The following is a 25,689-nucleotide window of genomic DNA, read 5'->3' as shown; positions in this document are numbered from 1 at the left end:
ATGTGCGTTAAAGAAGGAATTCATTTCTAAGTAAAAAAAGAAAGGAGTCCAGTAAGCTATTTCGCTCTGCTACCCCTCCCTTCCTATATTAAATACACTCATTGTAATTGCAGCCTTTGCCCGTTATTTCACTGTATAGCTTTTCGATTTGATTCCTATTATTTCTATTATCTCGGTTAATTCCTTTTTTTGAGTTAATTGGTCGGCCTAAATTAAGCAGTAGGTTAGGCTGCTCCTCTTTCGGCGGGTTTATTGACGGTTTAATCCTACTTACAGGCACAAACCGATAAGGATCATACACATTGCCAATTTCCCTCTCCGCGTACTGATTATATTGGTAATTTGTAATTGGTGCGATATAGCCCATCGTTAACGCCCTCCTATTTAGATAAGAGTTGATTTTCACAAGTTTAATTCTTAGCTAACGGAAACTGGAATGGTTTTGATCTTCTCAGGGCAAGAAGTGAGATTAGAGGCAATTTGGCGTTACTTTTACTGGTTTTCCTAATGTTCATTAATATAGACATACGTTATGATTTTATGCTTTATGTACCTTTTGATATTTTCTTTCGTATTTTCCCAGGTTTTGATATGATAGACTTTGTCTAACTTAAAATGCAGAAGAAGGCGGCAACGTTATATACGATTGAAGATCCGCCAAAATTACATCGCCCCTTCTTCTATTAAAACGTTTAGGGGATTAATCAATTTGGACAAAGATGAGGAATCAATGATGAGAACAGCTATGCTGGAAAATAAAATGATTCATATTGAAAAAGTAAACAGGGAGCGATTTCAGTCCCTTTACGAGGATGGAAAAAAAGGAAGATTGCAATGTCCGGAATGTGGCGAAACCGTTCGTTTATACTTAGGAATCAATAAAGAACCGCACTTTTATCATATTCTGAATCCTAATCAAACATGTAAGGATACCACCAGCAACGGTCCTTTTTCTATACCAGTAGAGACAGCGGTTTATGAGGAACACAATGGGTTCAGAATCCCCAAATCTCGCTCCATCACTGCGGTTAAAGAGCCTGTAATCATTTTTAAAAAGGCACAGTCAGTGAAGAACATTCCTCCATACATTCCAGTAAGTCAAAATGAAATACATTATCCTTTCAACTATTTACACACATTGGTAAAATCCGGTGTGAATCTTGATCAAGCGCAAGCTGATGCTGTTTCCCGTACAGATGGCCCGCTTCTCGTACTCGCCGGTGCCGGCAGCGGAAAAACAAGAGTATTAACGACACGAACGGCTTTCATGATTCATGAAAAAGAGATCGATCCGAAATCCATTATGCTCGTTACATTTACAGCGAAAGCGGCTGCTGAAATGAAAGAGAGGCTCACCACGTATCCAAATATGGAACGCGGAAAAATCCAGCAAATTGTGTCAGGGACTTTTCATAGTCTTTTTTACCGAATATTAACCTTTCATTCTCCAGAGAAATGGAATTCAAATAAATTGTTAAGCCAAGGTTGGCAGCGGGAGCAAATCGTTAAACAAGCTGGCCGTGATTTACATTTAGACGAAAAAGAATTTGCCTACGATCTTGCGCTTCAGCAGATTGGGTTCTGGAAGAATTCCCTTGTTCCCCCTTCAAGAGTAAAACCGGAATCAGCATGGGAGGAACGTGTGGCGAATTTGTATATGCATTATGAACAAGCCAAAGAAAATGATGGGTTATTTGACTTCGATGATATGTTGACAGGTTGCTATACTTTTTTTCAGAACGAGCCTTCAATCCTCGAAGTCTATCAAAATCGCTTTCAACACTTTTTAATAGACGAATTTCAAGATATTAATAAGGTTCAGTATGAACTAATAAAAATGCTGTCTGCCAAAACAAAAAATGTTTGTGCAGTCGGGGATGACGATCAATCTATCTATGCATTTCGAGGGAGTGACCCTCAATACCTGCTTATGTTTGAAAAAGATTTTCCAGGCGCAGAAGTCGTCATTCTAAATCGAAATTATCGGTCTGCACACGAAATTGTTGCAACAGCCAATCAGATAATTGTCCAAAATAAACAGAGACGCACAAAAAAAATGCACGCGCAATTTACAAGCGAAAATGCACCCGTCTTATTTTATCCATATGATGAGGAAGAGGAAGCCACTTCGATTGTAACCGATATTCAGGAGAAAATATCTGAGGGTTATGAACCGAGGGATTTTGCGATTCTGTTCCGAACTCATACAGGCAGCAGGGCCGTGTTCGAGCGACTTGCCAATTCGAGCCTTCCTTTTAAAATTGACCAGGATGCTGAATCCTTTTACGAGCGGTTTATTGTAAAAAGTATGCTGTCATTTTTACAATTATCTTTAAATGAAGAGGATCAGGGAGCGATTAGAAATATTCTCCCCGCTTTGTTTGTAAAGCAATCTGTCTTAAAAGATTTAATGGCTGAGAGTATTTTAAAAGACTGCTCCCTTCTTGAATGCTTAAAGTATATAAAAACAGGCTTTTCTTTTCAGGAAAGTAAATTAAAAAAGGTCATTCCCGTCACCCGTTCATTAGCAAAAATGTCTCCGCTGGCAGCCATTGAGACGATCGAAAAGGAACTTGGCTATCAGGATTTCATAAAAAAACGAGGCAATGAAGGCAATAAACTGGAAAAAGGCTCTGATGATCTTAAGGATTTGAAAGTGGCGGCAAAAAACTTCACATCCATCCAGGAGTTTTTGGACCATGCTGAACATATGAAAGCCATGAACAAAGAGATGAAGCAATTCAGTAAAAAAAATGTAAATGCAATTACACTTAGCACGATCCATCGTGCTAAAGGATTGGAATATAAGGCCGTCTATATTGTCGGTGCAGTAGATGGCAGCCTGCCTCACGATCATGCGCTCGAAGCCTATCGAAATGGTGATTTTGCCCCTATTGAAGAGGAGCGCAGACTTTTGTATGTCGCCATTACAAGAGCAATGAAGCATTTATACATCTCGGTTCCAGAAAAAAGACGCGGCAAAAAAGCCTATCCGTCAAGATTTCTCTCGCCAATAAAGAAAAATGGCGAATTCGGAGAGAAAAGTTAAATTCAGCAGTTGGGAAAATCGAATATATTTGCCAATTCACACTCCCATGCATATATAATCAAGAAATAGGACCTGGCTTTGTTCCCCCAGGTCCTTTCTTATTAATTTTTATTATTAATCATCTTGGAAAGTGTAGTGAAATCAAGCTGTTTGCCATCTGTAACGATCGATTGAATAATTTTATCTTCTGTTTCTTTTGAGACTGGTTTATTTGCGATTTCTGATACCCTTTTAATGACGCTCCTTACGGTTTGTTCGTCTTTAAAGTTCGCATTTTGCAAGGAAGCCGCCAATTCAAATACATCCTTCATATTGACGCCAGTTTTCTTTTCAATGTTTTTAAAAAAATTATTATCCATGGTCTAACGTCACGCTCCTTCTTAAACTACTTTATATAGTATGAAGAAGGGCGGAAATTGTGCGTAAAGATTAGAGGCTTACACCAACAATAATCACCCTTTTGGCTTAAAGATAAGTGCACCAATAAAACCAAAAATGATCGCCGCCGAAATTCCAGAGCTCGTTACTTCAAACATACCAGTCAAAACGCCAACGAGGCCATGCCTTTCTGCTTCATTCATGGCACCGTGGACAAGGGCATTCCCAAAACTTGTAATTGGTATGGTCGCACCCGCTCCAGCAAAGTCGATCAGTTTTTCATATAGCCCAAAACCCTGAAGCACTGCACCAATCACAACAAGCAGGCTTAACGTATGCCCCGGAGTTAATTTGGCAACATCAAATAATAATTGACCAATGACACAAATGAAACCTCCTACGACAAAAGCCCAAAAAAACATTGGTATCATGTATATTTCCCTCCATTATTCATGAAAAAAAACCTTATTCATCCATTTCGATTGAAACAGCGTGAGCAATACAAGGAATGGTTTCATTCTGCTGAAAGGTTAGCGGTGATAAAAGAGCGCCCGTGGCAACAGCAAGAATTTTTTTATAAACACCTTGTCTCATTTGATTTAACAAATGACCGTAGAGTACGGTTGCTGAACATCCTGCACCACTTGCTCCTGAATGGACAGGCTGATCTTCCTGATAAATCAATAAGCCGCAATCCTGAAACTTTTCCCTGTCCATTTTCAAACCAGCATTTATTAATAACTCATAAGTTGTATTCTGTCCGATTCTTCCTAAATCACCTGTCACGATCAGATCATATTCAGATGGATCCATTTGCATATCCCTAAAGTGAGCGATAATTGTGTCCGCTGCCGCTGGAGCCATTGCCCCGCCCATATTTAATGGATCTGTTAAACCCATATCTATTACTTTCCCGATTGTTGCTGAAGTCGTTACCGGCAATGTTTGATCTCCTTGATTCGCTGTAACTAGGGCAACCCCAGCCCCCGTTACTGTCCATTGTGCAGTCGGCGGCTTCTGACCGCCATATTCAGTTGGATATCTGAACTGCCTTTCAACGGCAGCATTATGACTTGATGCACCTGTTAGCACATGTTTTGCACCTTGGTAATTGATGATAAAAGAAGCTAGAGCAAGTCCTTCCATCGAGGTCGAGCAAGCCCCAAAAATACCGAAGTAAGGGATTTGATTCGTTCTTGCAGTCAAGCTGGTTGGCGTAATCTGATTAATTAAATCTCCGGCAATAAAAAACTGAATATCTTCCTTTAAAAGCTTTCCTTTATCAAGGGCGGCTTGGTAAGCTTCCTCAAGCAGAATTCGATGCGCTTTTTCATAAGACTCTTGCCCCATCCATAAATCATCATGAAGGATATCAAAATCAGCTGCCAATTTTCCATTTGCTTCAAAAGGACCGCCCGAAACACCGGTTGCAGCGATGGCAGGACGATTTTGGAATACCCAGGATTGATTCCCTTTCAGCACTACAAAACCCCCCAAAGAACTAAAATTGTTTTGATTAAAGCAACGACGAAAGCCGAGAAAACACCGAATAAAATAACGGAACCTGCCAATTTAAACATATTTCCACCTACACCAAGAACAAATCCTTCTGTTCGATGTTCAATTGCTGCTGAAATAACTGCATTCCCAAAGCCGGTTACAGGGACGGCGCTTCCAGCACCCCCGAATTGTCCGATATGGTCATAGATTCCGAATCCAGTAAGTAGCATGGAAATAAAAACCATCGTTGCAACTGTTGGATTTCCAGCTGTTTGTTCAGTAAAGTTGAAACAGTAAATGTAAAAATAAGTGATTGCCTGTCCAACTGTACATATTAAGCCTCCAACAACGAATGCCCTTAAGCAATTCATTCCAACTGGACGCTTTCGTTCATGCTTCTTTTCAAGCTGCTGATATTTTTGTTGCTCGGGTGTCAATTTCTTCTGTTTCTTCCCCATCTTAATCTCCTTTCTACGCTGTTTCTTGTTTCAATTTAATAATTTCATTCAATTTTTTATTTGCTTTTTCTTGAGAAAAATCGTGGTCCTTCATTTTTTCATTTAACTTAACAGCCTCCAGAAAAATTTTATAATCACTAGAAACAGTAAATTTTACATCCGGGTATTTTTTTTCTAACATATTCTTCATTCTTTTCTCGATATTTTTCATTTGAAAACGGGATAAATGCTTTACTTTATAAGCGACCAAAGTATGTTTTTTGCCTTTGACAATTGCAACATCATATATTTCCTTCATGGAATCAATGTCTTGTTTAATATTCTCGACTAAATCCAGCTTCTCTTCTGTGTTTTTCTCAATTAATGCTGGGCTCGGATTTGTCGTTTTTATTAACGCCAGCCCGCTTTTCTTTGAATCATCCTTAGCACATCCAGCTAATCCGGCTAGTAATAAAGCAATAATCAACAAAAGTTTAGTTCTCATAATCGGTCCCTTCCTAACGTAAAATCATTTACCTATATTGTCCTCGAAAAAAAGTAAATTTATGAATGAATTCCCACAGAGCATTATTCCAAGTAATGTAAAAAACAAAAATCAGCCGGCAATGACCGGCTGATTTTAAGCATTTTTCTTACCCTTTTTTCCGCATCCACATCCTTTTTTCTTTTTCTTGGATTGTTGTGGATAAATTTTTACCGGTTGAGCATCTTTATTCATCCATATTCCCCTTTCAAGTATTGTTCAATTTATAATATTCTATGGAGAATTATGAATCTTGTGTAAATGGAAAGCCTATGTTTTGGATGGTATTGGTGGGAATACACCCATTTTACTCTTTTATAAAATGCTGGATTAGCGTTTCTCCGATCGCTGCTAAACCAGCAACTGCCAATACGAGAAGGACGGGATTAATAATAAAAGGAGTTAGCAAATACAGGATACTTAGCAGAAGGGATGACCATATACCCGTGCACCAATGGCAACTGAGTAGTTTACCGAGAAATCCGCGAATTCCTCCTTTTTTAGGAATTAAATAAACTTCTGTTTCACCTTTCTCATTTGTTTCTTGTATTTCATCAAAAAATGGATTCCTCATGAATTCAGTAATTTTATCATAGAGTAACAGCCGAGTTAGACGAAAGCTTGCTAAAGCTAATATTAGTAGTTCCATAAATGATATATCCATCTTCTATCCCCCAAACATTTTTTTAGGCTGTTTTGTAAAGTTTGTTGCTTTTAAAATGTAATTTTTATTTAATAATCTGAGTTGATTGGAGCGGAGGGCACTTGACTCCTGCGGGAATAGAGGGAAGCGGGAGACCCCGCAGGCTTTACGCCGAGGAGGCTCCCGTCACTCCCCGCGGAAAGCAAGTGCCCGCAGCGGAAATCAACGGGCAAGCTTTCAAGGCTAAAACAACAATATATGCGAAAACAGCCTTTTTTTAAAACTTTTAAAACCAAGGCATTTGTCCGTATCCCATTAGGCATTATGCCAATATGTTATTAGGAAGGTAACATAAGAATCAATAAGGAGGTATTGTAAAAATGGGTTACAGAGAAAAAGACAACTTTAACGGCTGTGTATTCGATATCCTCCGAGCGATAAAAAATATTCAAGACAATGAGGAAGTTTATGAATACCCAGCCACAAGCTTTCTCCGGCAGCTTGGAGCTATTTCTCCTTCAAAAAGTAAAAATGTCACCCCTGATTCACGTGTTTTTGTATTAAAGACTGCCGATGGGGCGTCATTTCACGCATTCTTTACAGGAAATGACAGTGCCTGTGTTTCAATCTTTTTCCGCGTTGAAGAAGTATTTAACAATGGCTGTGCGGTTCTTCGTGTCCTTGAACCTATAAATATGAAACAAGGTGGAGAAACGGTAAACATAGCAAATGAATACTCCATTGATTTAGAAAAAATCTGTGAGGTAGACTCCTTCCGCAGTACAGATGACTTCATCACAGTTGAATTACATTCCTTCTGCGCTGTCCAATGTATTGCCGATGTAGATTTAGCCATTCATAAAGATTAAATTAATGAGCCAGTCGTTTAATACGGCTGGCTCATTTGTTTGTTCATCCTTTTTTTCTTATCCCAACCATTCTTACTTCCTTTAATGCTTGAATTTTCATTTCTTCCGTTTTCCCATCAAAAAGCTTCACTTCAATTATTTCCTCTTTTTTGGAAATAAGAAACCCGATTAAGGTATTCCCTTCTGTTTCAAAAATACATGGAATAGGAGGCAGCTGCTTCGGAAAATGAATTAAATAATCAAGTCGCTCCACCGTATTCATTTCATTAAAGCTTTTTATTCTTTGAAAAGAAGAAACTAATTTACTCTTAGACCGAAACGCAAAAGTAGACGTTTGTTCTTTTTCTACCTGTTGGCTTTCATATGCCTCAATCACTTCTTGAACCTTTTCACGCAGTTCTAATTCAGGATCCTTAGCTTTTAATGCTATCGAAACTTTCTTTTGTTCTTTTGAGCTTAAATTCACTTTTGTTTCAAAAAAATCCAAATTTGCCAATCTACTTTCCTCATCTATCTTTGATTTTTCTATCGGAAAAATGGGTTGCTTTTCCTTTTCCATGTCGTTTTTTTTACTTGAATAGAATTCTTGCATTTTTGCATTCGGGAATATCATTGCGGGTTGATTTATAAAAACATTTGGGTTTTTCTTTTTTATGCCTGTCATTTCGGTCACCTCCATAAACATATGGGTTCACCTTATATGTGTATGCGAAACATAGGATTACGTTGCAAAGAAAAAACCCGCTTCACTAGTGGAAGCAGGTTGAGATTTTTACAAAATATGATATCCAGAATCAACATGTATATTTTCGCCAGTAATCCCGCGAGATAGGTGGCTGAACAGGAATACGGCTGTATCGCCAACCTCTTCAGGTGTCGTTGCTCTGCGGAGAGGTGCACGCTCTTCGATTTCTTTTAAGATTAAGTTAAAGTCACTAATTCCTTTTGCAGAAAGAGTCCGAATCGGTCCTGCGGAAATAGAATTGACACGAATGCCAACTTTTCCAAGATCACTAGCTAGGTACTTCACACTAGCATCTAGTGAAGCTTTTGCAACACCCATAACATTATAGTTTGGCATCGCACGCTCTCCGCCAATATAGGTTAATGTCACGATGCTTCCGCCTTCTGTCATTAAATCCTTTGCTTCTTTCGCAACAGCTGTTAACGAATAAGAGCTAATATTATGGGCAAGCAAAAATCCGTCACGCGTTGTGTTCATATAATCACCTTGAAGCTCTTCCCGATTAGCAAATGCTATACAGTGGGCAATCCCATGAATTGTTCCAACTTGCTCTTTAATTGACGCGAAGCACTTTGCAATATCTTCATCACTTGTCACATCACATGGCAACACAAGCGAATTTGCATTTTCAAGCGATTCAGCCAGTTCGTGTACGCTTTTCTCAAGTCTTTCTCCTGCATAAGTAAAAATTAAACGGGCACCAGCATCGTGAAGCGATCTTGCAATTCCCCATGCAATACTACGCTTATTCGCAACACCCATTACAACAAATGTTTTTCCTTGTAAAGAAAGAGTCATTCCTTTATCCTCCTGAATATTATTACATGTTATTAGTACCTAGTACTAATTTTACTACAATTGTTATAAAAAGAAAAGAAATCTAGATCAAATTCGCCAAGGCGAATTTGCGCCCAGATTTTTACCAAAAAAATAAAGCCTAATGTTGAGAGGGTTTCAAGCCACATATCTGGATGTACAACATCAAGGCCGCTTTTCCCAATCACTAAGCCCATCAGAAATTCCGCAACGACAACAGGAATAAAATTTAGTTTTAGACGATGCAGCAGGATTGGTGTCAAAAACGCAATCAGAATGACAGTAACTAGCGAAGCAGCTGACACTCCATGCTCTTCCATCCAATTCCTCCCTCGTTTTTTAGGCTTTATTTTATTAAATACTCCATAAACATTGTAGCCATACCAAAATAAATCAAAATGCTGATAATATCATTAATCGTTGTAATAAATGGGCCGGAAGCTACAGCGGGATCTATTTTAAACTTGTGCATAATCAGTGGAATGAGAGCACCAGCCAATGTGGCAACAATGAGCGTACATAAAATTGAAATACCAACGAGGATTCCTAAAAACAAATTATTTTGCCAAATAAATACAATCAGTGACACAAGCGCCCCACAGATTGCACCTGTAATCAGTCCAGTTCCTGCTTCCCTTATTATTAACTTCTTTTTGTCTTCATTTTCTAAATCACCTGTAGCAATTCCGCGAACAGCAACGGCAAGTGCCTGTGTCCCTGTATTTCCGGCCATCCCGGCAATGAGAGGGATGAAAACTGCAAGAATTGCCACTTCCTTTAATGTATCTTCAAAACGTTCGATCATGCTTGCTGTTAACATGCCAAGAAACAGCAATATGATGAGCCATGGTAGCCTTTTTCTTGCGGCTGATAGTGGACTCTTGTCAATTGTATCCATATCTGAAACGGCAGCCAGTTTCGAATAATCATCTGACGCTTCTTCATCCATGACGTCCATGATATCATCAACCGTTATGATTCCTAATAAATGATTTTGAAAATCAACGACAGGCAGGGCCAAAAAATTATAATCCTTTATTTTTCGAGCAACTTCTTCTTGATCATCCCCGACAGAAACAGTAACAATCCGATCATTCGTAATTTCAGCAATCATTGTGTCATCATCATTGACAATTAAATCCCTTAAAGAAATGACACCAACTAACCTCTTCTCCTCATCTATAACATAGACATAATAAATGGTCTCGGCCTTAGGTGCTTCATTTTTTATAATATACATCGCCGAGCGGACCGTCTGGTTTGCGGCAATCGAAATGAAATCTGTTGTCATTATACTTCCGGCAGTATATTCCTCATAATGAAGCAGATCCTTAATTTCCTGTGCTGCCTCTTCATCCATGATCGTTAAATAGCTTACGACCTGGTCTTTTTCGAGCTCATTTAAGACATCAACTGCATCATCTACATACATTTTTGAGATCATATCTGCCGCATAATTCGGACTCATTTCTGCGAGTACTTCTTTATAATTATTATCGTTTATTTCAAGATTCTCGAATAATGTTGCCATCTCTTCGGGTGAGAGATAATGATACATCTTTTCTCTCGTTTCTTCATCCAATTCCTTAAAAAATGAAGCCTGATCATAAGGGTGCAATTCCAGAAATTCATCGCGGAATTTTTCTATTTCTTCATTTTGTAAAGATTCGATTAGTAATTCCCTATTCATATGATGGTCTGCCTTTTCATTTGATAACTCCAAATCGTGATTTCCTCCTTTCCCTTCCAATTATAATACTCCACTATACTAGCAAAACTTCGCTTTTAATAAAAGAGCCTATTGTCCAATGAATGTAATAATACATAAGTTTTGGTATGATAATAGTAAAAAAGGAGTCTCGCATGAAACTAGACATTATCGGAGATATTCATGGTTGCTTTGACGAATTCAAGGAGCTGACGGTTAAACTTGGGTATGAATGGGTGGAAGGCTTTCCTATTCATCGGAGTGGAAGAAAGTTAGCTTTTGTCGGTGATTTAACAGATCGAGGGCCTCAATCATTAAAGGTTGCAGATACGGTATGGACGCTTGTGAATAAGGGGCTCGCGCATTATGTTCCGGGAAATCACTGCAATAAGCTATATCGATATTTTTTAGGCAATAAAGTGCAGCTCACTCATGGCTTAGAAACGACAGCTGCAGAGTATGAAGCCCTTGACGAAAAAGGCAAAAGGAATATTCGCCAAAAATTTATCGAACTTTATGAAAAAGCACCATTATACAAAGTCCTTGATAGCGGCAAGCTTATCATCGCTCATGCCGGTATTCGCCAAGATTATATCGGGCAGCATTCCGAGAGAGTCAAAACCTTCGTACTATACGGAGACATTACGGGGGAAAAAAATCCGGACGGCTCCCCTATTCGCCGTGACTGGGCACAGCACTATAAGGGAGATGCTGTGATTGTTTATGGGCATACCCCGGTTAAAGAAGTGCGCAAAGTAAACAACACATACAACATTGACACTGGAGCCGTTTTTGGCAACAAGCTGACAGCCCTCAAGTACCCTGAGCTGGACGTTTTATCCGTTCCTTCCACCATGCCGCTAGTTGAGGAGAAGTTCAAGAAAATATAGTATGAATGAAACGGAAATTGTGAGCTTTGCAAATAAAAACTGAAAACTTGCTAATAGACAGTGGAAACTTGCAATTAAGCGGACTAAACTTACTAATTAACAGAGGAAATTTCTAAAAGAGAACCTAAATCTTGTAAAAACTGCTCTCTTTTTGCAGATATTAGGCTTGAATAGAAAAAAAGCCGAGATATCGGCTTTTTTCTATTCAAGCAGTCGTTTCATATCTTCAGGCAATTCTTGCTTGAAAGTTAAATTTTTTTCTAAAAATGGATGAAAAAATGAAAGTTCGCAGCAATGCAGCGCCTGTCTGCTAAGCAAAGCTGTTTTTCCTCCGTAAAGGTCGTCACCTACGAGTGGATGACCTAAATATGATAAATGAACACGAATCTGATGTGTCCGTCCTGTTTCTAATTGCAGCTGTAAATGTGTAAAGGCAGCAGAGCTGCGGATGACTTCATAACGAGTACAAGCATATTGTCCATCAGGGCTGACTTCTCTTTCAATAATGCTGTTCTGTTTCCGTGCAATCGGTTTTTCGATGACACCGCTGTCAGTCGTCAAAAGTCCTTCTGCAAATGCTTCGTAAAACCGTTTAATCTCGCCGGCTTTTTGCTGTTTGCTCAATAAGTGATGGACATGCCGATGTTTGGCAATTAGCACGATTCCAGACGTATCTCTGTCCAATCTTGTTACAATATGAGAAGTTGAAGTTAAACCAATTTGTTCATAATAGTGAATTAAAGCACTAGCAAGGCTGCCGGCTGGGTGCTCCCTTGAAGGAATTGTGCTCATTCCTGCTTGCTTGTTTACAACTATGACAAAATCATCTTCATATAAAATATCTAATAGCAAAGCTTCTCCTTTTATCCCTGCACTCGGACTTTCTTCAGGAAATTCCACATGTAACAAGTCACCTTGCTTCAGTATATAGCGGACCGTTTCTTCCTCGCCGTTTACTGTGATGAAGCCGCCTTTAAATTTGATATCTGTCAAAGCTGTTTTCGATATCTCTTTTTCTTTTAAAAAGTCTATGATGAATTTTTTCTCATCAATATCAGTTATCTGCCATTGCAATTGAAATCGCGACATGCTGTTTCTTGCCCCTATTCCTAAGTTGTCAAGCTCCGCCGCAAAATGGATGCCATAGATGTTTACCGGTCAGCGATAACCAGCTCGAGGTTCTTTTAAACCTCTACTTTTCACCTTAATCAGCTACGAACGAATCGTGAACCCGTTTCCAAAACGGAAATGGACGGAAGCGGGCAAAACGGATTTTCTCATTGGCAACGCGGAATTGAATAGATTTCACATCTTTATGAAGCAGTGTTAAATGATCGATCGTGATCTGGAAATCCGGCTCATTCACAGGTTTAAGCATACATGTATGGTGAGCTGGAAGAACGAGTGGAGAACCAACCGTCCGGAAAACTTTATTATTAATTGAGGCCATTTCAGCAAGCTGGATAGCCGGCAAGGACGGGTGCAGTATCGCCCCTCCCAACGCCTTATTATAAGCTGTGCTCCCTGAAGGTGTTGAAACACATAGCCCGTCTCCCCGGAATCGTTCAAAATGCTGCCCGCGAATTTCCACATCCATCACAAGCGTGCCTTCAACCGCTTTAACGGTTGATTCATTTAATGCAAGATACCTTGTTTCCCGACCGCCATGCTGATAGCGGATTATGACCTCAAGTAACGGATATTCACTGACCTGATATGGCGTTTTCGCAATGGCAATGACAAGCTTTTCGATCTCCTCCGGTACCCAATCCGCATAAAACCCAAGATGGCCTGTATGAATGCCGACAAAAGCCGTTTTGTCCAAGCGGCCGGTATAGCGATGAAACGCGTAAAGCAATGTGCCATCTCCGCCGACAGAGACGACGATATCCGGCTGATCTTCATCATATGTAAGGTCGAAATCCAATAGGTACGTTCTCATTTTATGCATGAGCGTATTTGATTTCGCATCCCCTTTTGAAGTAATCGCAAATTTCATCGGGTTCAAGCTCCTTCATATCATATTCGCCTTGGCGGATTTGCGCCCAGATTTTATCGGGCTTGCTCGATAAATTCCTTTAAAAAATCTGAGGCATCCGCCGGAGGCTTAACTTTATTCAGCCGGGGTTTGAACCCCACTGAATTGGATACCTTTTGCATTCATCTCGCCACTTATATCGTTTACAGACTTCTGCTGAATAAAGTTGAAATAAGTCAAAAATAAAGACAAACTTAGAGGGGGATAAAGTGAAACTTCCATCAGTGGGAGTTTTCGACGTACAGAACATTCTAGTGCCGACGTTGCCACAGGAAGTGGCGTTCTTAGTAAGCCTTCATCCCCCACCGATGGTTAGTTGCCTAATGGGCGTGCACTTATGTATAGTTGTTATTGTTCTTTATTTCTTGTAAAAAAAGCCTGCGCCTCCTGGATTTCTCCGCGAATTAGCGACATTTCTTCATCCAGCCTGAAGGCCGCTTCTGCTGCTCTTTGCAGTCTCATTTGGATATCCTTAGGGAATTGCCCTTTATATTTATAATTTAAAGAATGCTCAATCGTTGCCCAAAAATTCATTGCCAGCGTCCGAATCTGGATTTCTACAAGAATCTTCTTTTCACCTTTTATCGTTTGAACGGGATAACGGATGACAACATGGTAAGAACGGTAACCGCTAAATTTCTTATGCGAAATATAATCTCTTTCCTCCACGATTTCAAAGTCATTTCTATTTCTAAGCAATTCAACGACCTTCATAATATCATCGACAAACTGACACATCATTCTTAATCCAGCAATATCCTGCATTTCCGTTTCAAGTTTTTCTAAGGCAATTCCCTTTTCGTTCGCCTTATCTAAAATACTTGCAATCGGCTTAACCCTTCCCGTAACAAATTCGATCGGCGAATGGGTAGAATCTTGTTCAAATTGTCTCCTCATGCCTTTAAGCTTAACCTTTAATTCTTCTACAGCCTGTTGATATGGCCTTAAAAATTGATCCCAATGCTTCACGATAGACATCACCTCATCCGATTTTTATTAGAACAGCCTAACCCTTAATAAGTATATTCGGGCCAGATAATGCATTGGCGGATGAAAATAACTTGATCAAATTCGCCTTGTCGTTTTTGCGCCCAGATTTTCACCTTAGGTTGCTCGATAAATTCCTTTAAAAAATTGAAAGGCTTGCCGAAGGCTTAACTTTATTCAGCTTGGGTTGAACCCACACTAAATTGGATACCTGTTTGCATTCATCTCGCCACTTATAGAAGTGGGAGAGACTTCAGCTGAATAAAGTTAAAATGTACTTTCTACTTTCTTAACCATTTCCTCACCGTAATTACTGTTCCCTTTAATATTTTCGATTAAATAGCTCAATTCATCGTTGAAACCAGGAAGAAGCAATTGCTCCATACGATTGATCAAGTAAACAGGCGCATTCATTTCATGCGCTTTTTTTACCTCTGGCCAAAATGTATCAGGAATGGCTACATAAGTATACTCATCGTTACGATCTGTTATGTAAATAAAAGATAGGTTATCTGAATCAACGAGCATTTGCTCCATTGGCTTCAATTCTGAAATGGAGAATTCTTCTCCGGCACTTATTAATAATTTCTTCTCAATTTCATTAAAATCTGCGTTAATAATTGTCATTTTATTTTTCATCACTTCTACCTCCAAACTCTGTTCCTATTTTATCGCAGATTAACGGGCAGTAAAACCCCTACTTGTAAATTTGTAGAATCTTAGATGCTAAAGTGAAGGGTTAACTTCCCTTAAAGGCCCGATTAAGGAACACAGACTAAAGCGGCATATCCCGTGGGCCGGCACTAACCATCAGATGAAAAAACACCCACTGATGGAAGTTCCAATTTAACATACATATATATCCCAATAATCTAAAATAAATTGCGGGAAAGATAGATGAAAGAGATAATAGGATAATGATGCTTGAAAGGATGAATATTCATTGGCTCAAAATATTGAAATCGAGTTTAAAAATATCATTACAAAACATGAATTTATAAAACTGATCGATCATTTCCAATTAAACGACAATGATTTCTTCATACAAGAAAACCATTATTTTGATACTGCTGACTTTTCCTTAAAAGAAAACGGCTGCGCCCTCCGAATTAGACAAAAAAATGACAATTATGAGTTGACTTTAAAACAGCCGCATCAGGATGGCTTGCTAGAAACGAATGAAGCACTAAATGCGGGATCTGCAGAGGAAATGTTCCAAAACGGAAAGCTATCCAATGAGACTATACGGACCCTCATTGAAAAAATGCACATTAATCCAAATGCGATTCAATATTTCGGCTCTTTAACAACAAAAAGAGCTGAAATTGAATATAAACAAGGCTTAGTCGTTCTGGACAATAGTTTCTATTTAAATAAAGAAGACTTTGAGATAGAATATGAAGTAAGTAACCGAAAAAAGGGCCAGTCCATATTCGCAGCCTTGCTTTTACAATTAGAAATTCCGATTCGAGAAACAGAAAATAAAATTAAACGTTTTTATAACGAGAAAAAAAATCAGCAAGGCCGCTTTTAAAAGGAGACACAAGCGATGGATGTTAGTCAAATAAAAGTCATGCTGGAATTACAGGCACTGCAAAATTTCAACAGTTCCCAATCAAACTCGAGTCAAAACTCTTTATTTCAGGAGCTTCTTACAAATTTATTATCAGATAATAAACTAGAAACATTTTTACAGCCATTCGAGCAGCCCGGGTCGCTTGCTTCCATAGACCCTTATTTTAACAAACCAATTACAGCTTTAACAGGCCCATCCCTGCCTCCTGTAAATTTAACAAAACTTTCAGGAACCAATAAGAATGATTTTGATGAAATTATTGAAAAAGCTTCGGAACGGTATAAAATACCGGTGAAACTTCTCAAATCTGTCATTAAGCAGGAGTCGAACTTTAATCCGAACGCCATTAGCCATGCAGGTGCATCGGGCTTGATGCAGTTGATGCCAGCAACAGCTAGGGGCCTTGGTGTTGAAAATATTTTTGATCCGAAGGAAAACATTTTCGGCGGAGCGAAGTATTTGCGCCAAATGCTGAACAAATATAATGACAATATCGAACTAGCTCTTGCCGCCTATAACGCAGGTCCAGGAAATGTAGATAAACATGGAGGGATTCCACCTTTTAAGGAAACCCAAAGGTATGTACAAAAAATTACAAGCTCATTCTTCGCCTGAATTCCCTTTCCGTCTATTGCTTGCCAATAGGCGTTTTTTTTGATATTACGTTATGAAAAATATGATTAAATTCCCCCATTTCGCGAGCAGAATATCCTTGGAGAAAATTAGGAATTTATTTTAGAAGCTGTTTGTTTGAGATATAAATTACTCATTGATAGAATAAAGAGAGATTCTAGCCCGATAGGTTAAGCTGGAGCGCTATTTTACATGACAACTAATAAAGGGAGTTTTCATATGGTCGAGAAAATGCATACACCGTTCGACGCGATCGGCGAGGAAAAACTCCACCTTCTTGTGCAGGCTTTTTACAACCGGGTTGGACAACATCCCGATCTTGCCCCTATTTTTCCTAATGATCTTACAGAGACTGCAAGAAAACAAAAGCAATTTTTAACTCAGTATTTGGGAGGCCCGCCCTTATATACATCTGAACATGGCCATCCAATGCTTCGGGCCCGTCATATGCCTTTTAAAATAACGGAAACAAGAGCAAAGGCATGGCTGTCGTGCATGAAGGAAGCTATGGACGAAGTCAATCTTGAGGAACCGATCAGAGAAGACTTTTTTGCCAGACTCTTTTTAACTGCACAGCATATGATCAATACAGCTGAAAATGATACGATGAAAGGTGAGAACTTGTGAGCAATCAGGAATCATTCGAATTAAAGTCGACATCACCTCATTGTAATAACAATGAGAAAAAGCCGCTTGAATTGTACTTGTTCGTCGATCCTCTTTGTCCGGAGTGCTGGGCACTTGAACCCATAATTAAGAAACTCATGATAGAATATGGCCGTTATTTTTCCATTAAACATGTATTAAGCGGTAGACTGGCAACTTTAAATATCGGCAAAAGGCAGAACTATGAAAATATGGCTGATCTATGGGAAAAAACAGCTAGTCGTTCTGGAATGTCTTGTGATGGAAGTCTTTGGCTTGAGAATCCGATTTCCTCTCCTCATCTTGCCTCCATTGCGATTAAAGCAGCGGAACTGCAAGGCAGAAGAGCTGGAATTCGGTTTTTGCGCAAATTACAAGAAGTATTGTTTTTGGAGAAACAAAATGTTTCGAGTTTTGACGTGTTAAAGGAATGTGCGAAAAGTGTAGGTCTTGATGTAGCAGAATTTATCTCTGATATTCATTCCGATAGTGCGGCCAGGGCTTTTCAATGTGATTTAAAAATCACTTCCGAAATGGAAGTTCAAGAAATCCCGACGCTCGTTTTCTTTAACGAAAATATTGAGGATGAAGGGATCAAGATTGCCGGGTATTATGATTATGAGGTATATGAACAAATTTTAGAGGAAATGCTGATGGAAAAACCAGCGCGTTCCACTCCTCCTTCAGTCGAGAAATTTTTACAATGTTTTAAATTTGTAGCCTCGAAAGAAATCGCCGTTGTTTATAACATGACCATCAATGAAGTAGAACGGGAAATGAAAAAGCTACAATTAAAACAGATTGTTGAACAAATTCCGGTAAAGTATGGGATGTTTTGGAAGTATAATGATTTCGCTAAAGATGAATGTTAGTTCTAGGATATGGAAAAGACCATGCAAACGTGAAAGTTAGCATGGTCTTTTTCACTTATATACGAACAAAGGGGATGAGAGAAATTCTTCACGATTCAAACAAAGGGGTAGATGTTTGTGTGTGATTAACTTCATGTCTGTAATATATCATGAATCTATTTCAGCAACAATAAGTTTGTGTGTTTCTTCACAATATTGTCATATACTAAAGGACAACTGAATATTCTAGAGATGAGAAGTGAGATTGGAGGAAAGTCAATATGAAGATTGTTTTAATGCTCCTATTTATAGTATTTTCCTTTGTTCTAAATATATTGGGCCTTATGAAATTAATTCCTGTTGTTATTACCTCACCTCTCCTTTTTATTTCTCTGTTTATCTTTATATTATCTATTAATGAGCGGAAAAAATTTAGAGGTTATTAATTTCAGACGCGATTTCGAAGTACTCAATTTATTGCAACAGGTTGATCGTTGAAAGCGGAAACTTCAACCCCCAAATTTTTAAGTAAAAGAAACAAGGAGAACAGACCCAAGTCCATCCTCCCTCAAAAATTAAGCTAATAAATTTTCCATTTCAATCAGTTTTTCTTCGAATACTTTACAAGCATCCTCAATTGGTTTGGAACCCGTCATATCTACTCCAGCTTTCTTTAGTACTTCAATTGGATAATCGGAGCTTCCGGATTTCAAGAACTCAATATACCGCTCAACAGCCGGCTGCCCTTCTTCTAAAATTTGCTTGCTTAATGCAGTAGCTGCACTAAATCCTGTTGCATATTGGTATACATAGTAATTGTAATAGAAATGTGGAATCCGGGACCATTCTAGTCCAATTTCCTCGTCAATAATAAGCTCTTCTTCACCGAAGTATTTTTTATTTAGCTCGTAATACTCTTTTGTTAATGAATCAGCTGTTAATGGTTCACCGTTTTGTGCTTTCTGGTGGATAATATGTTCAAACTCAGCAAACATCGTCTGACGGAATACGGTGCCCCTGAAACCTTCAAGATAATGATTTAAGAGGAATAACCGTTTTTTATCATCATCAATCGTCTTCAGCAAATAATCACCTAGAAGCGCTTCATTACATGTAGAGGCAACCTCTGCAACGAAAATCGAATAACTTCCATATGGATACGGCTGAGTTTTGCGCGTGTAATAACTATGCACGGAATGCCCGAATTCATGGGCAAGCGTAAACAGAGTATTGACATTATCCTGCCAGTTCATCAAAATATACGGATTTGTCCCATAGGCCCCTGAAGAGTACGCCCCGCTCCGCTTCCCTTTGTTTTCATGAACATCCACCCAGCGATTTTCAAAGCCCTCTTTTAATACATCTAAGTAATCTTCTCCGAGCGGTGTCAATCCTTTTAATATCAAATCCTTCGCTTCTTCATACTTGACTTCCATTTTTACTTCTTTTACTAGAGGTGTATAAAGATCATACATATGAAGCTCTTCAACACCCAATACTTTTTTGCGCAGTTTTACATAGCGATGCAATAAATGCAAATGATCATTAACCGTTTTAACGAGATTATCATACACACTTTCAGGGATATTATCACTCGCTAATGCCGCATGGCGGGCAGAATCATAATTTCTTATTTTCGCATTAAAATTATCCTTTTTCACATTCCCGCTTAATGTACTTGCAAACGTGTTGCGGAATTTCCCGTATGTTTCGTAAACGGCCTTGAACGCATCATGCCTTACCCGCTGATCGTCACTTTCAAGAAAACGAATATAGCGCCCGTGGGTAATCTCCACTTCTTCGCCATTTTCATCTTTAATGGATGGGAATTCCAGATCAGCATTATTCAGCATGCCAAACGTATTTCCGGAAGCTCCCAATACTTCAGATGCTTGGGCTAGCAGTGCCTCCGATTCCGCAGAAAGGACGTGCGGCCGTTGCAAATTAATTTCCTCAAGAGAATGCTTATATAGCTGCAGCTCTTCCTTTTCATCTAAAAACTCAATTATTTTCTGTTCATCAACAGCCAAAATTTCGGGGACAATATAGGCAAGCGCACTTCCAGCCTGTGAATACAAATTCTTAATTCGATCATCCATCCCTTGATAAAAAGAATTCGTTGTATCTTGGTCATAACGCATATGTGCGTATGTATATAGCTTTGCAAGACGTTCTAATAGATGATCTTGATATTGTAATGCTTCGTAAAGCAAATCAGCACTTTTCCCGAGTTTCCCTTGAAACTTGCTGGCACCTGGTACTAGCCCATTAACATCATTATATTCTTTTTCCCATGCGTCATCATTCGGATAAATATCTTCCAGCCGCCATGTATCTTCCACTGTTATTTCACTTCTGCTTGGAAGCTTTTTTACTGCTTGTTCATTTGTCATCAATCCATCCTCCATTCAGCGATTACCCAAACTTCCGAAGAAATCGTCTTAATTGTTATTTCTATCCTAACATCTAAATTCCTTCTCTACACCTTATATTATGTTCAAAAGAACTATTTCATTATGATTGGTCTTTAAACAGGCTTTTGAATATGAACTTACCGTACTTTCCGTAAAACGCCTTCTCCAATTCCATCTGTTGAGTCTGATTTTCAGCTAAAATCATCGAATTAATTTTTCTAAAACGGTTTGTACCTACTTCTTGAAGAATATTTACTTTGACAAGCAGATTGATATATTCCTTAACGGCTATAAGTGGATTAACATTTGAATTTAGTGGTAATTTCCTCAATCTCACATCTTTATTCCGTACTCTTCTTCTAAAGGAGATAAGGATTTGCTCCATGGAAATCCACTCCTGCTGATTTAAAATATCCATAAATAAATAGCTTTGCCACTGAACAGCTGGTGTTTCAATATAAGGTGCATGGGGAACAGGCAAACCGATTTCTGGTGGAAGAAAAGATGGGATAATGGAATGAGCGTATAGTTCTTGGAGATATTTATTTCGCAGTGATTGCTGACTATGAGTAATGTAGAGTTTCACTTTTCTTATTTCCCTTAGCCAATCTTCAGCTTGTAGAGATGTTTTGCATATGGGATCAAGCAGGATGGATAGTTTGGCTGATTTCAGATTTGTAATTGTGAATTGAGTTAATACATTTTTAACAGATACGGGGATAATATGGTGCATCGTTATGAAGGTGTTTGTAACGGGACAAAATGCGGGAAGTCTCCAATTTCCGAAAGCGTCTTTTACTAAAAATAAATAATCAAACCCAGATAGTGCTGCTCGAGTATTACCTTTTCGTTTGATATTTTTTCCCGCCATAAGCCAAATGGGTGTAATATTCGCTTTCAAATAGGTTTCTGTGCGTTTGATAAATAATTCTTCGGGAATGACGGAACACTGATATTCGAGCGCAAATTGAACGCCATTATAGTTAAAACCAATATCTGGACGTTGGGCAATCTCTTTATAGTAAGGTTCCAGAACAGGTAACAGCCCCTTTGATTCTAGCCATTCATATAAGGTGATTTTCCCTTTTAAATGATATTCCGACTCCCGTTCATAGCTTTCATGACATGCTGCCCCTTTTTGATGCGCAAAATGGGTCATTCTCTTTGTACCAATTTTTAAAATAACTTGTTCCCCGCACTCCGGACAATAAAAGTTTTCTTTTTGTCTAATCGCTTTTAAGTGCCCTTGATTGCGATTTTCAGCTAAACTGAACCATTCCCCCTGCTTTGTTTTTGAAACTAGCAAATCGTCATCATCTCCTCTCTTTTTAATTGACTTAATTCGACATGTTTTATAATTATCCTTCTTATATGTACAAAAAACCCCAACCAAAAGGCTGGGATTCTGAAGCTATAATAAGGGTGATAACAACCTTGACGTTGATTCAATGATTCGGTAGCCGATGTGCCTGTTCTTAAATTTGTCTATTTCAATTTCCTTTGAATTACGGAGATCATTTTCATATTCCTTAACAAGCTTTTGGGTGCTTCTTGTCCGATACAAAAACACATTTACCTCGAAATTCAAGTGAAAGCTCCTCATATCCATGTTAGAGGTCCCGATTGACGCCAATTCACCGTCAACGATGATAATTTTACTATGCATAAATCCTTTTTCATATTCGTATATTTTTACGCCGGCCTCTAACAGTTCAGGAAAATAAGATCGGGAGGCATGAAAGACGATTTTCTTGTCCGGATTTTGCGGTACGAGCAGTCTGACATCAATTCCACTCAAAGCCGCTATCTTTAGCGCCGAGAAAATATCTTCATCAGGAATAAAATACGGCGACGCAATCCAGACTGACTTTTCCGCCGATGTAATCATCGAGAAAAAAATGTTTTTAATTACGCTCCACTCATTGTCAGGCCCGCCAGCAATCAATTGCACCCCGCCATAAATGTTTTCTTCGAGATTTGGAGAAAAATATTCGGCAGATAAAATACTATTATTCGTCATATAATACCAATCCTGCAGGAAAATAAGTTGAAGGCTTCGGACAGCCTCCCCTTTCAACATCAAATGGGTATCCCGCCAAAAACCAAAGCTTTCATCGCGCCCTAAATATTCATCCCCGATGTTTAGCCCCCCAACGAACCCAATACTTCCGTCAATGACAATAATTTTGCGGTGATTTCGGAAATTAATTTTACTATTAAGGAAAGGCAGCCTAACAGGGCCAAACGGAATTATTTCCACACCTGCATGTCTAAGGTCTGAAATGTATCTCTTCGACAATTCCCAGGACCCAACAGCATCATATAGGAACCGTACCTTTACCCCTTCCTTTGCCTTTGTAATTAATATTTCCTTCATCTCTTGGCCAATCTCATCATGGCGTACAATATAGTACTCAATGTGGATATGGTGAGTTGCTTCCTTTAAAGATTCCAAAACATGACGGAAAGTCTCTTCACCGTTTGTCAAAACCTTGGTCCTTGTCGCAAACGAAATCGGGCTATTTCCGAGATTCTGCGCCAAATTAAACAGCTTCCTTTGATGGTCACCCATTTGCTTCATTTTCTCCCCATTGGAAGGATCAAACTCTCCTTCATATCTTAAAAAAGCCTGTTTATCAAGAAAATATTTCCTTCGATACAGCTTTTCCTTTTTATAATTTCGACCAAAAAAAAGATAAAAAATAAAGCCGATTAACGGAAAGCTGCCTAATACAACTAACCACGTCAGTGTTTGAGCAGGATGGCGATTTTCAAGGAAGATTACAAATGCAATAAACATAACAGACGTTGTCATTAAAATGCTGGCATATCCAAAATACTCACTATTTAAATGAATATAATAGTCATAAATATAAACAAGTCCAGCTAATATACAGATAAACAAGAAAATCCTGACTGTATTTTTCACTATTTCACCTGCCAAAACGGCATCCCTTAATTATTTCATTAACGACAAAATTATTTGCGAAATTAATTCTAATGCTGAAGGGCCTTGCAAGCAGCATTATTATTGTTGAACAGAGCCATAAAAAAATGCCGATTTCATAACTGAAATCGGCATTTTTATTTAAAATACGTTCTTAATTGTTCAAATACATCTTCAGCGATGATCTTTTTGCCGTATTCTTCTACTCGGTGAATAGTAATATTGGTTTCATATCCATATTCAAGTAATAAGGCTAACATATTGTCGATTTCCTCTTCTTCAAATACATCTTCAGGAAATTCGACGAATAAATAGTATCTTCCTTCAAAAGAAAATAATTTCGTCGGAATTGAATCTAAACCACCGCGTTTAGCGAGGGAAATAAGATCTTCAAAATCTTTAAATGTTAAAAGAAACTCAAGATTTAGCTCATATTCAGCATCATCTTCATCAATAGGATGAGGGTTAAAATGCTGATCTAGTAATTCTTCAATCCGTTCATCTACAGGAAGATCCCTAAGCCTTTCATCTTGAACAGGAAGTTCAAATTTCTGGCCGTCCTTCGAAAGCTGGGCTTTCGTTACTAAAATTTCTAAGCCTTTATCCAAAGCTTGAACTTGTATCCAGAGCGGACCCTCTACTGAAAACTCTTCTTCTTGATGGACTTCATCCATCATTTCCCAAAACAATTCTTCACTCCGTTCGCGATTATACCAGATCTCGTCGCGCTCAAAGCCTCTTTCTTCTATATCAACATAAGAAATATAAAACTTTACTGTATGATCATTTATGCGTTCAATTTCCATTTTGCAACTCTCCCTTCTTGATTTGGTTAGCGCCTCTGATCTACACAAATTCCGATAAAGTACACGTTGGTCCTTGTAGAAGCACTTGAAGGGACAAAATACCCCCGTAAAGTCGTTTGTGTTATCCCTTTATCCATATTCAACATGGTTTATGCTTTATCAGTTAGAAGGTAAATGATATTGCACCTTGTACTTTTATTTTATGACAAAATGATCATAAAGGGAATTAAAATGTCACTTCTTTTGAAAAACCATTGAATGCCTAGATTTCAGAGGTAGAGCTTAAGGGTGAAATTGCGAAACAGCTAATTTTCTTTTCTCAAACACAGCTCTGAGCATGAATTTCCTTCCCTATGAAATAGAGCAAAAGTGCATCTATATAAGATCGGATTGTCGACTTATTTGAAAGTAGACTGATTAATGTTATTAATAAGTTCATTGTATTTTATCAGAGTTCATTATCTTTCTCAAACTTATAACGTAGATGTCAGTTTAACATTAAAAAAGACCCTCTTTCCGGAGAGAGAAGGTCTTTCTATATTAATTTACTAAGCGCTGTGCTTCTCTTAGCTGAAATGTACGAACTTTTCTTGGAAGAAAACGTCTAATCTCATCTTCATTATATCCAACTTGCAATCGCTTTTCATCAATAATAATAGGCCGGCGAAGCAAACCTGGATTTTCTTTGATCAACTCGAACAAATTCTGTAAAGGCATTGCCTCTAGATTAACATCAAGCTTCTGAAATGTTTTTGATCGGGTTGAAATAATTTCATCTGTACCCTCTTCTGTCATTCGAAGGATTTCTTTAATCTCATCGATAGAAAGAGGCTCCGAAAAAATGTTTCTTTCTTTATATCCAATTTCATGTTCTTCTAACCATGATTTTGCTTTTCTGCAAGATGTACAACTTGGTGAAGTGTATAATGTGACCATTTTACAAATTCACTCCCCTAAATTTTGACATTCAAAGCCCATATTTTAGATTGTTATTTGTTTAATAATGAGCATTAAGGCTGATTCTAGATTAAAATTACTTTTATAAAGTAATTTATATTACTTATTATACACCATAAAAGTCAATTTTGGAATATGTATTTCTAAAAAGCCTTTTCAATTAAACAAATATTTACTACAGGCAATCTATTAAATAGGCTGTTTTCGCATATATTGTTGTTTTTAGCCTTCAAAGTTTGCCCGTTGATTTCCGCTA

At 38.4% G+C, this 25,689-nt stretch carries 26 protein-coding genes and 1 pseudogene; 7 read left to right on the top strand and 20 right to left on the bottom strand.

Annotation, left to right across the window (positions count from 1 at the left end; genetic code table 11):
* Window positions 1–88: 88 nt before the first annotated feature.
* Window positions 89–367, bottom strand: a complete 279-nt coding sequence (locus BGM26_RS00650) for a hypothetical protein (RefSeq protein ID WP_217037805.1) — start codon at window positions 365–367, stop codon at window positions 89–91.
* A 366-nt stretch (window positions 368–733) separates the two neighbouring features.
* Here BGM26_RS00650 and BGM26_RS00645 point away from each other — a divergent pair, with 366 nt between their 5' ends.
* A complete protein-coding gene (locus tag BGM26_RS00645; RefSeq protein ID WP_217040577.1) occupies window positions 734–3,049 on the top strand; it encodes a UvrD-helicase domain-containing protein in 2,316 nt (771 codons plus the stop codon).
* A gap of 101 nt (window positions 3,050–3,150) precedes the next feature.
* Here the strand turns inward: BGM26_RS00645 and spoVIF are convergent, their stop codons facing one another.
* The 6 genes from spoVIF to BGM26_RS00615 form a co-directional block, all read right to left on the bottom strand.
* On the bottom strand, window positions 3,151–3,408 hold the full coding sequence (spoVIF, locus tag BGM26_RS00640) for a sporulation-specific transcription regulator SpoVIF (RefSeq protein WP_217037804.1): 258 nt from the start codon (window positions 3,406–3,408) through the stop codon (window positions 3,151–3,153).
* A 93-nt stretch (window positions 3,409–3,501) separates the two neighbouring features.
* Entirely contained in the window at window positions 3,502–3,858 is a 357-nt protein-coding gene (spoVAE, locus tag BGM26_RS00635; protein WP_217037803.1) for a stage V sporulation protein AE, read from the bottom strand.
* A 34-nt stretch (window positions 3,859–3,892) separates the two neighbouring features.
* Window positions 3,893–4,909 carry a stage V sporulation protein AD gene (gene spoVAD, locus BGM26_RS00630; RefSeq protein ID WP_217037802.1) on the bottom strand — a complete coding sequence of 339 codons (1,017 nt, stop codon included), beginning with the start codon at window positions 4,907–4,909 and terminating at the stop codon, window positions 3,893–3,895.
* Entirely contained in the window at window positions 4,909–5,385 is a 477-nt protein-coding gene (spoVAC, locus tag BGM26_RS00625) for a stage V sporulation protein AC (RefSeq protein ID WP_217037801.1), read from the bottom strand. Before spoVAC ends, spoVAD begins: the two co-directional genes overlap by 1 nt.
* Window positions 5,386–5,398: 13 nt before the next feature.
* Window positions 5,399–5,869: a sporulation protein gene (locus BGM26_RS00620; RefSeq protein ID WP_217037800.1), complete on the bottom strand. Its 471-nt coding sequence runs from the start codon at window positions 5,867–5,869 to the stop codon at window positions 5,399–5,401.
* A gap of 346 nt (window positions 5,870–6,215) precedes the next feature.
* Entirely contained in the window at window positions 6,216–6,572 is a 357-nt protein-coding gene (locus tag BGM26_RS00615) for a DUF1360 domain-containing protein (protein ID WP_217037799.1), read from the bottom strand.
* A 359-nt stretch (window positions 6,573–6,931) separates the two neighbouring features.
* Here BGM26_RS00615 and BGM26_RS00610 point away from each other — a divergent pair, with 359 nt between their 5' ends.
* Window positions 6,932–7,420, top strand: a complete 489-nt coding sequence (locus BGM26_RS00610; RefSeq protein WP_217037798.1) for a CotY/CotZ family spore coat protein — start codon at window positions 6,932–6,934, stop codon at window positions 7,418–7,420.
* A 43-nt stretch (window positions 7,421–7,463) separates the two neighbouring features.
* Here BGM26_RS00610 and BGM26_RS00605 read toward each other — a convergent pair whose 3' ends face one another.
* The 4 genes and pseudogenes from BGM26_RS00605 to mgtE all read right to left on the bottom strand — a co-directional run bounded on the left by BGM26_RS00605 (window position 7,464) and on the right by mgtE (window position 10,671).
* Window positions 7,464–8,084, bottom strand: a complete 621-nt coding sequence (locus BGM26_RS00605; protein WP_217037797.1) for a CotO family spore coat protein — start codon at window positions 8,082–8,084, stop codon at window positions 7,464–7,466.
* A 108-nt stretch (window positions 8,085–8,192) separates the two neighbouring features.
* Window positions 8,193–8,963 (bottom strand): enoyl-ACP reductase FabI, encoded by a 771-nt coding sequence (gene fabI / locus BGM26_RS00600; RefSeq protein WP_217037796.1) that lies wholly within the window; start codon window positions 8,961–8,963, stop codon window positions 8,193–8,195.
* A gap of 68 nt (window positions 8,964–9,031) precedes the next feature.
* A pseudogene (locus BGM26_RS00595) lies at window positions 9,032–9,301 on the bottom strand (cation:proton antiporter domain-containing protein); the annotation flags it as partial.
* A 26-nt stretch (window positions 9,302–9,327) separates the two neighbouring features.
* On the bottom strand, window positions 9,328–10,671 hold the full coding sequence (mgtE, locus tag BGM26_RS00590; RefSeq protein ID WP_217040576.1) for a magnesium transporter: 1,344 nt from the start codon (window positions 10,669–10,671) through the stop codon (window positions 9,328–9,330).
* 173 nt (window positions 10,672–10,844) lie between these two features.
* Between mgtE and prpE the strand changes: the two genes are divergently transcribed.
* Window positions 10,845–11,579, top strand: coding sequence for a bis(5'-nucleosyl)-tetraphosphatase PrpE (prpE, locus tag BGM26_RS00585; RefSeq protein WP_217037794.1), 735 nt, complete (start codon window positions 10,845–10,847; stop codon window positions 11,577–11,579).
* 201 nt (window positions 11,580–11,780) lie between these two features.
* On the opposite strand, the gene BGM26_RS00580 is transcribed toward prpE, so the two are convergent.
* The 4 genes from BGM26_RS00580 to BGM26_RS00565 all read right to left on the bottom strand — a co-directional run bounded on the left by BGM26_RS00580 (window position 11,781) and on the right by BGM26_RS00565 (window position 15,243).
* A complete protein-coding gene (locus BGM26_RS00580) occupies window positions 11,781–12,668 on the bottom strand; it encodes an RluA family pseudouridine synthase (RefSeq protein WP_217037793.1) in 888 nt (295 codons plus the stop codon).
* Window positions 12,669–12,783: 115 nt separating this feature from the next.
* Entirely contained in the window at window positions 12,784–13,578 is a 795-nt protein-coding gene (locus BGM26_RS00575) for an NAD kinase (RefSeq protein ID WP_217037792.1), read from the bottom strand.
* Window positions 13,579–13,965: 387 nt separating this feature from the next.
* A complete protein-coding gene (yjbM, locus tag BGM26_RS00570) occupies window positions 13,966–14,586 on the bottom strand; it encodes a GTP diphosphokinase (protein WP_367949252.1) in 621 nt (206 codons plus the stop codon).
* A 285-nt stretch (window positions 14,587–14,871) separates the two neighbouring features.
* Window positions 14,872–15,243 (bottom strand): UPF0738 family protein, encoded by a 372-nt coding sequence (locus tag BGM26_RS00565; protein ID WP_217037790.1) that lies wholly within the window; start codon window positions 15,241–15,243, stop codon window positions 14,872–14,874.
* A gap of 304 nt (window positions 15,244–15,547) precedes the next feature.
* On the opposite strand from BGM26_RS00565, the gene BGM26_RS00560 reads away from it, so the two are divergent.
* The 4 genes from BGM26_RS00560 to BGM26_RS00545 all read left to right on the top strand — a co-directional run bounded on the left by BGM26_RS00560 (window position 15,548) and on the right by BGM26_RS00545 (window position 18,330).
* On the top strand, window positions 15,548–16,138 hold the full coding sequence (locus BGM26_RS00560; RefSeq protein WP_217037789.1) for a CYTH domain-containing protein: 591 nt from the start codon (window positions 15,548–15,550) through the stop codon (window positions 16,136–16,138).
* Between the two features lie 15 nt (window positions 16,139–16,153).
* Window positions 16,154–16,795: a lytic transglycosylase domain-containing protein gene (locus BGM26_RS00555; protein ID WP_217037788.1), complete on the top strand. Its 642-nt coding sequence runs from the start codon at window positions 16,154–16,156 to the stop codon at window positions 16,793–16,795.
* A gap of 237 nt (window positions 16,796–17,032) precedes the next feature.
* Window positions 17,033–17,440, top strand: a complete 408-nt coding sequence (locus tag BGM26_RS00550) for a globin domain-containing protein (protein ID WP_217037787.1) — start codon at window positions 17,033–17,035, stop codon at window positions 17,438–17,440.
* The gene (locus BGM26_RS00545; protein ID WP_217037786.1) at window positions 17,437–18,330 is read left to right on the top strand and encodes a ClpXP adapter SpxH family protein; all 894 of its coding nucleotides are present in this window, start codon (window positions 17,437–17,439) and stop codon (window positions 18,328–18,330) included. The genes BGM26_RS00550 and BGM26_RS00545 overlap by 4 nt, the downstream gene beginning before the upstream one ends.
* 554 nt (window positions 18,331–18,884) lie before the next feature.
* Here the strand turns inward: BGM26_RS00545 and pepF are convergent.
* The 5 genes from pepF to spxA all read right to left on the bottom strand — a co-directional run bounded on the left by pepF (window position 18,885) and on the right by spxA (window position 25,412).
* Complete coding sequence (gene pepF, locus BGM26_RS00540) at window positions 18,885–20,702, bottom strand: oligoendopeptidase F (RefSeq protein ID WP_217037785.1); 1,818 nt, start codon at window positions 20,700–20,702, stop codon at window positions 18,885–18,887.
* A gap of 121 nt (window positions 20,703–20,823) precedes the next feature.
* Window positions 20,824–22,029 carry a competence protein CoiA gene (locus tag BGM26_RS00535; RefSeq protein ID WP_217037784.1) on the bottom strand — a complete coding sequence of 402 codons (1,206 nt, stop codon included), beginning with the start codon at window positions 22,027–22,029 and terminating at the stop codon, window positions 20,824–20,826.
* A 105-nt stretch (window positions 22,030–22,134) separates the two neighbouring features.
* Window positions 22,135–23,652, bottom strand: a complete 1,518-nt coding sequence (cls, locus tag BGM26_RS00530) for a cardiolipin synthase (protein WP_217040575.1) — start codon at window positions 23,650–23,652, stop codon at window positions 22,135–22,137.
* Window positions 23,653–23,807: 155 nt separating this feature from the next.
* Window positions 23,808–24,476, bottom strand: a complete 669-nt coding sequence (gene mecA, locus BGM26_RS00525; protein WP_217037783.1) for an adaptor protein MecA — start codon at window positions 24,474–24,476, stop codon at window positions 23,808–23,810.
* Window positions 24,477–25,016: 540 nt separating this feature from the next.
* Window positions 25,017–25,412, bottom strand: coding sequence for a transcriptional regulator SpxA (gene spxA / locus BGM26_RS00520; protein ID WP_217037782.1), 396 nt, complete (start codon window positions 25,410–25,412; stop codon window positions 25,017–25,019).
* Window positions 25,413–25,689 lie beyond the last annotated feature (277 nt).

Origin of the sequence: Bacillus sp. FJAT-29790 (assembly GCF_019039215.1) — a bacterium.
Lineage (GTDB): Bacteria > Bacillota > Bacilli > Bacillales > Cytobacillaceae > Cytobacillus.
This window is presented reverse-complemented; position numbering and strand designations above follow the sequence as displayed.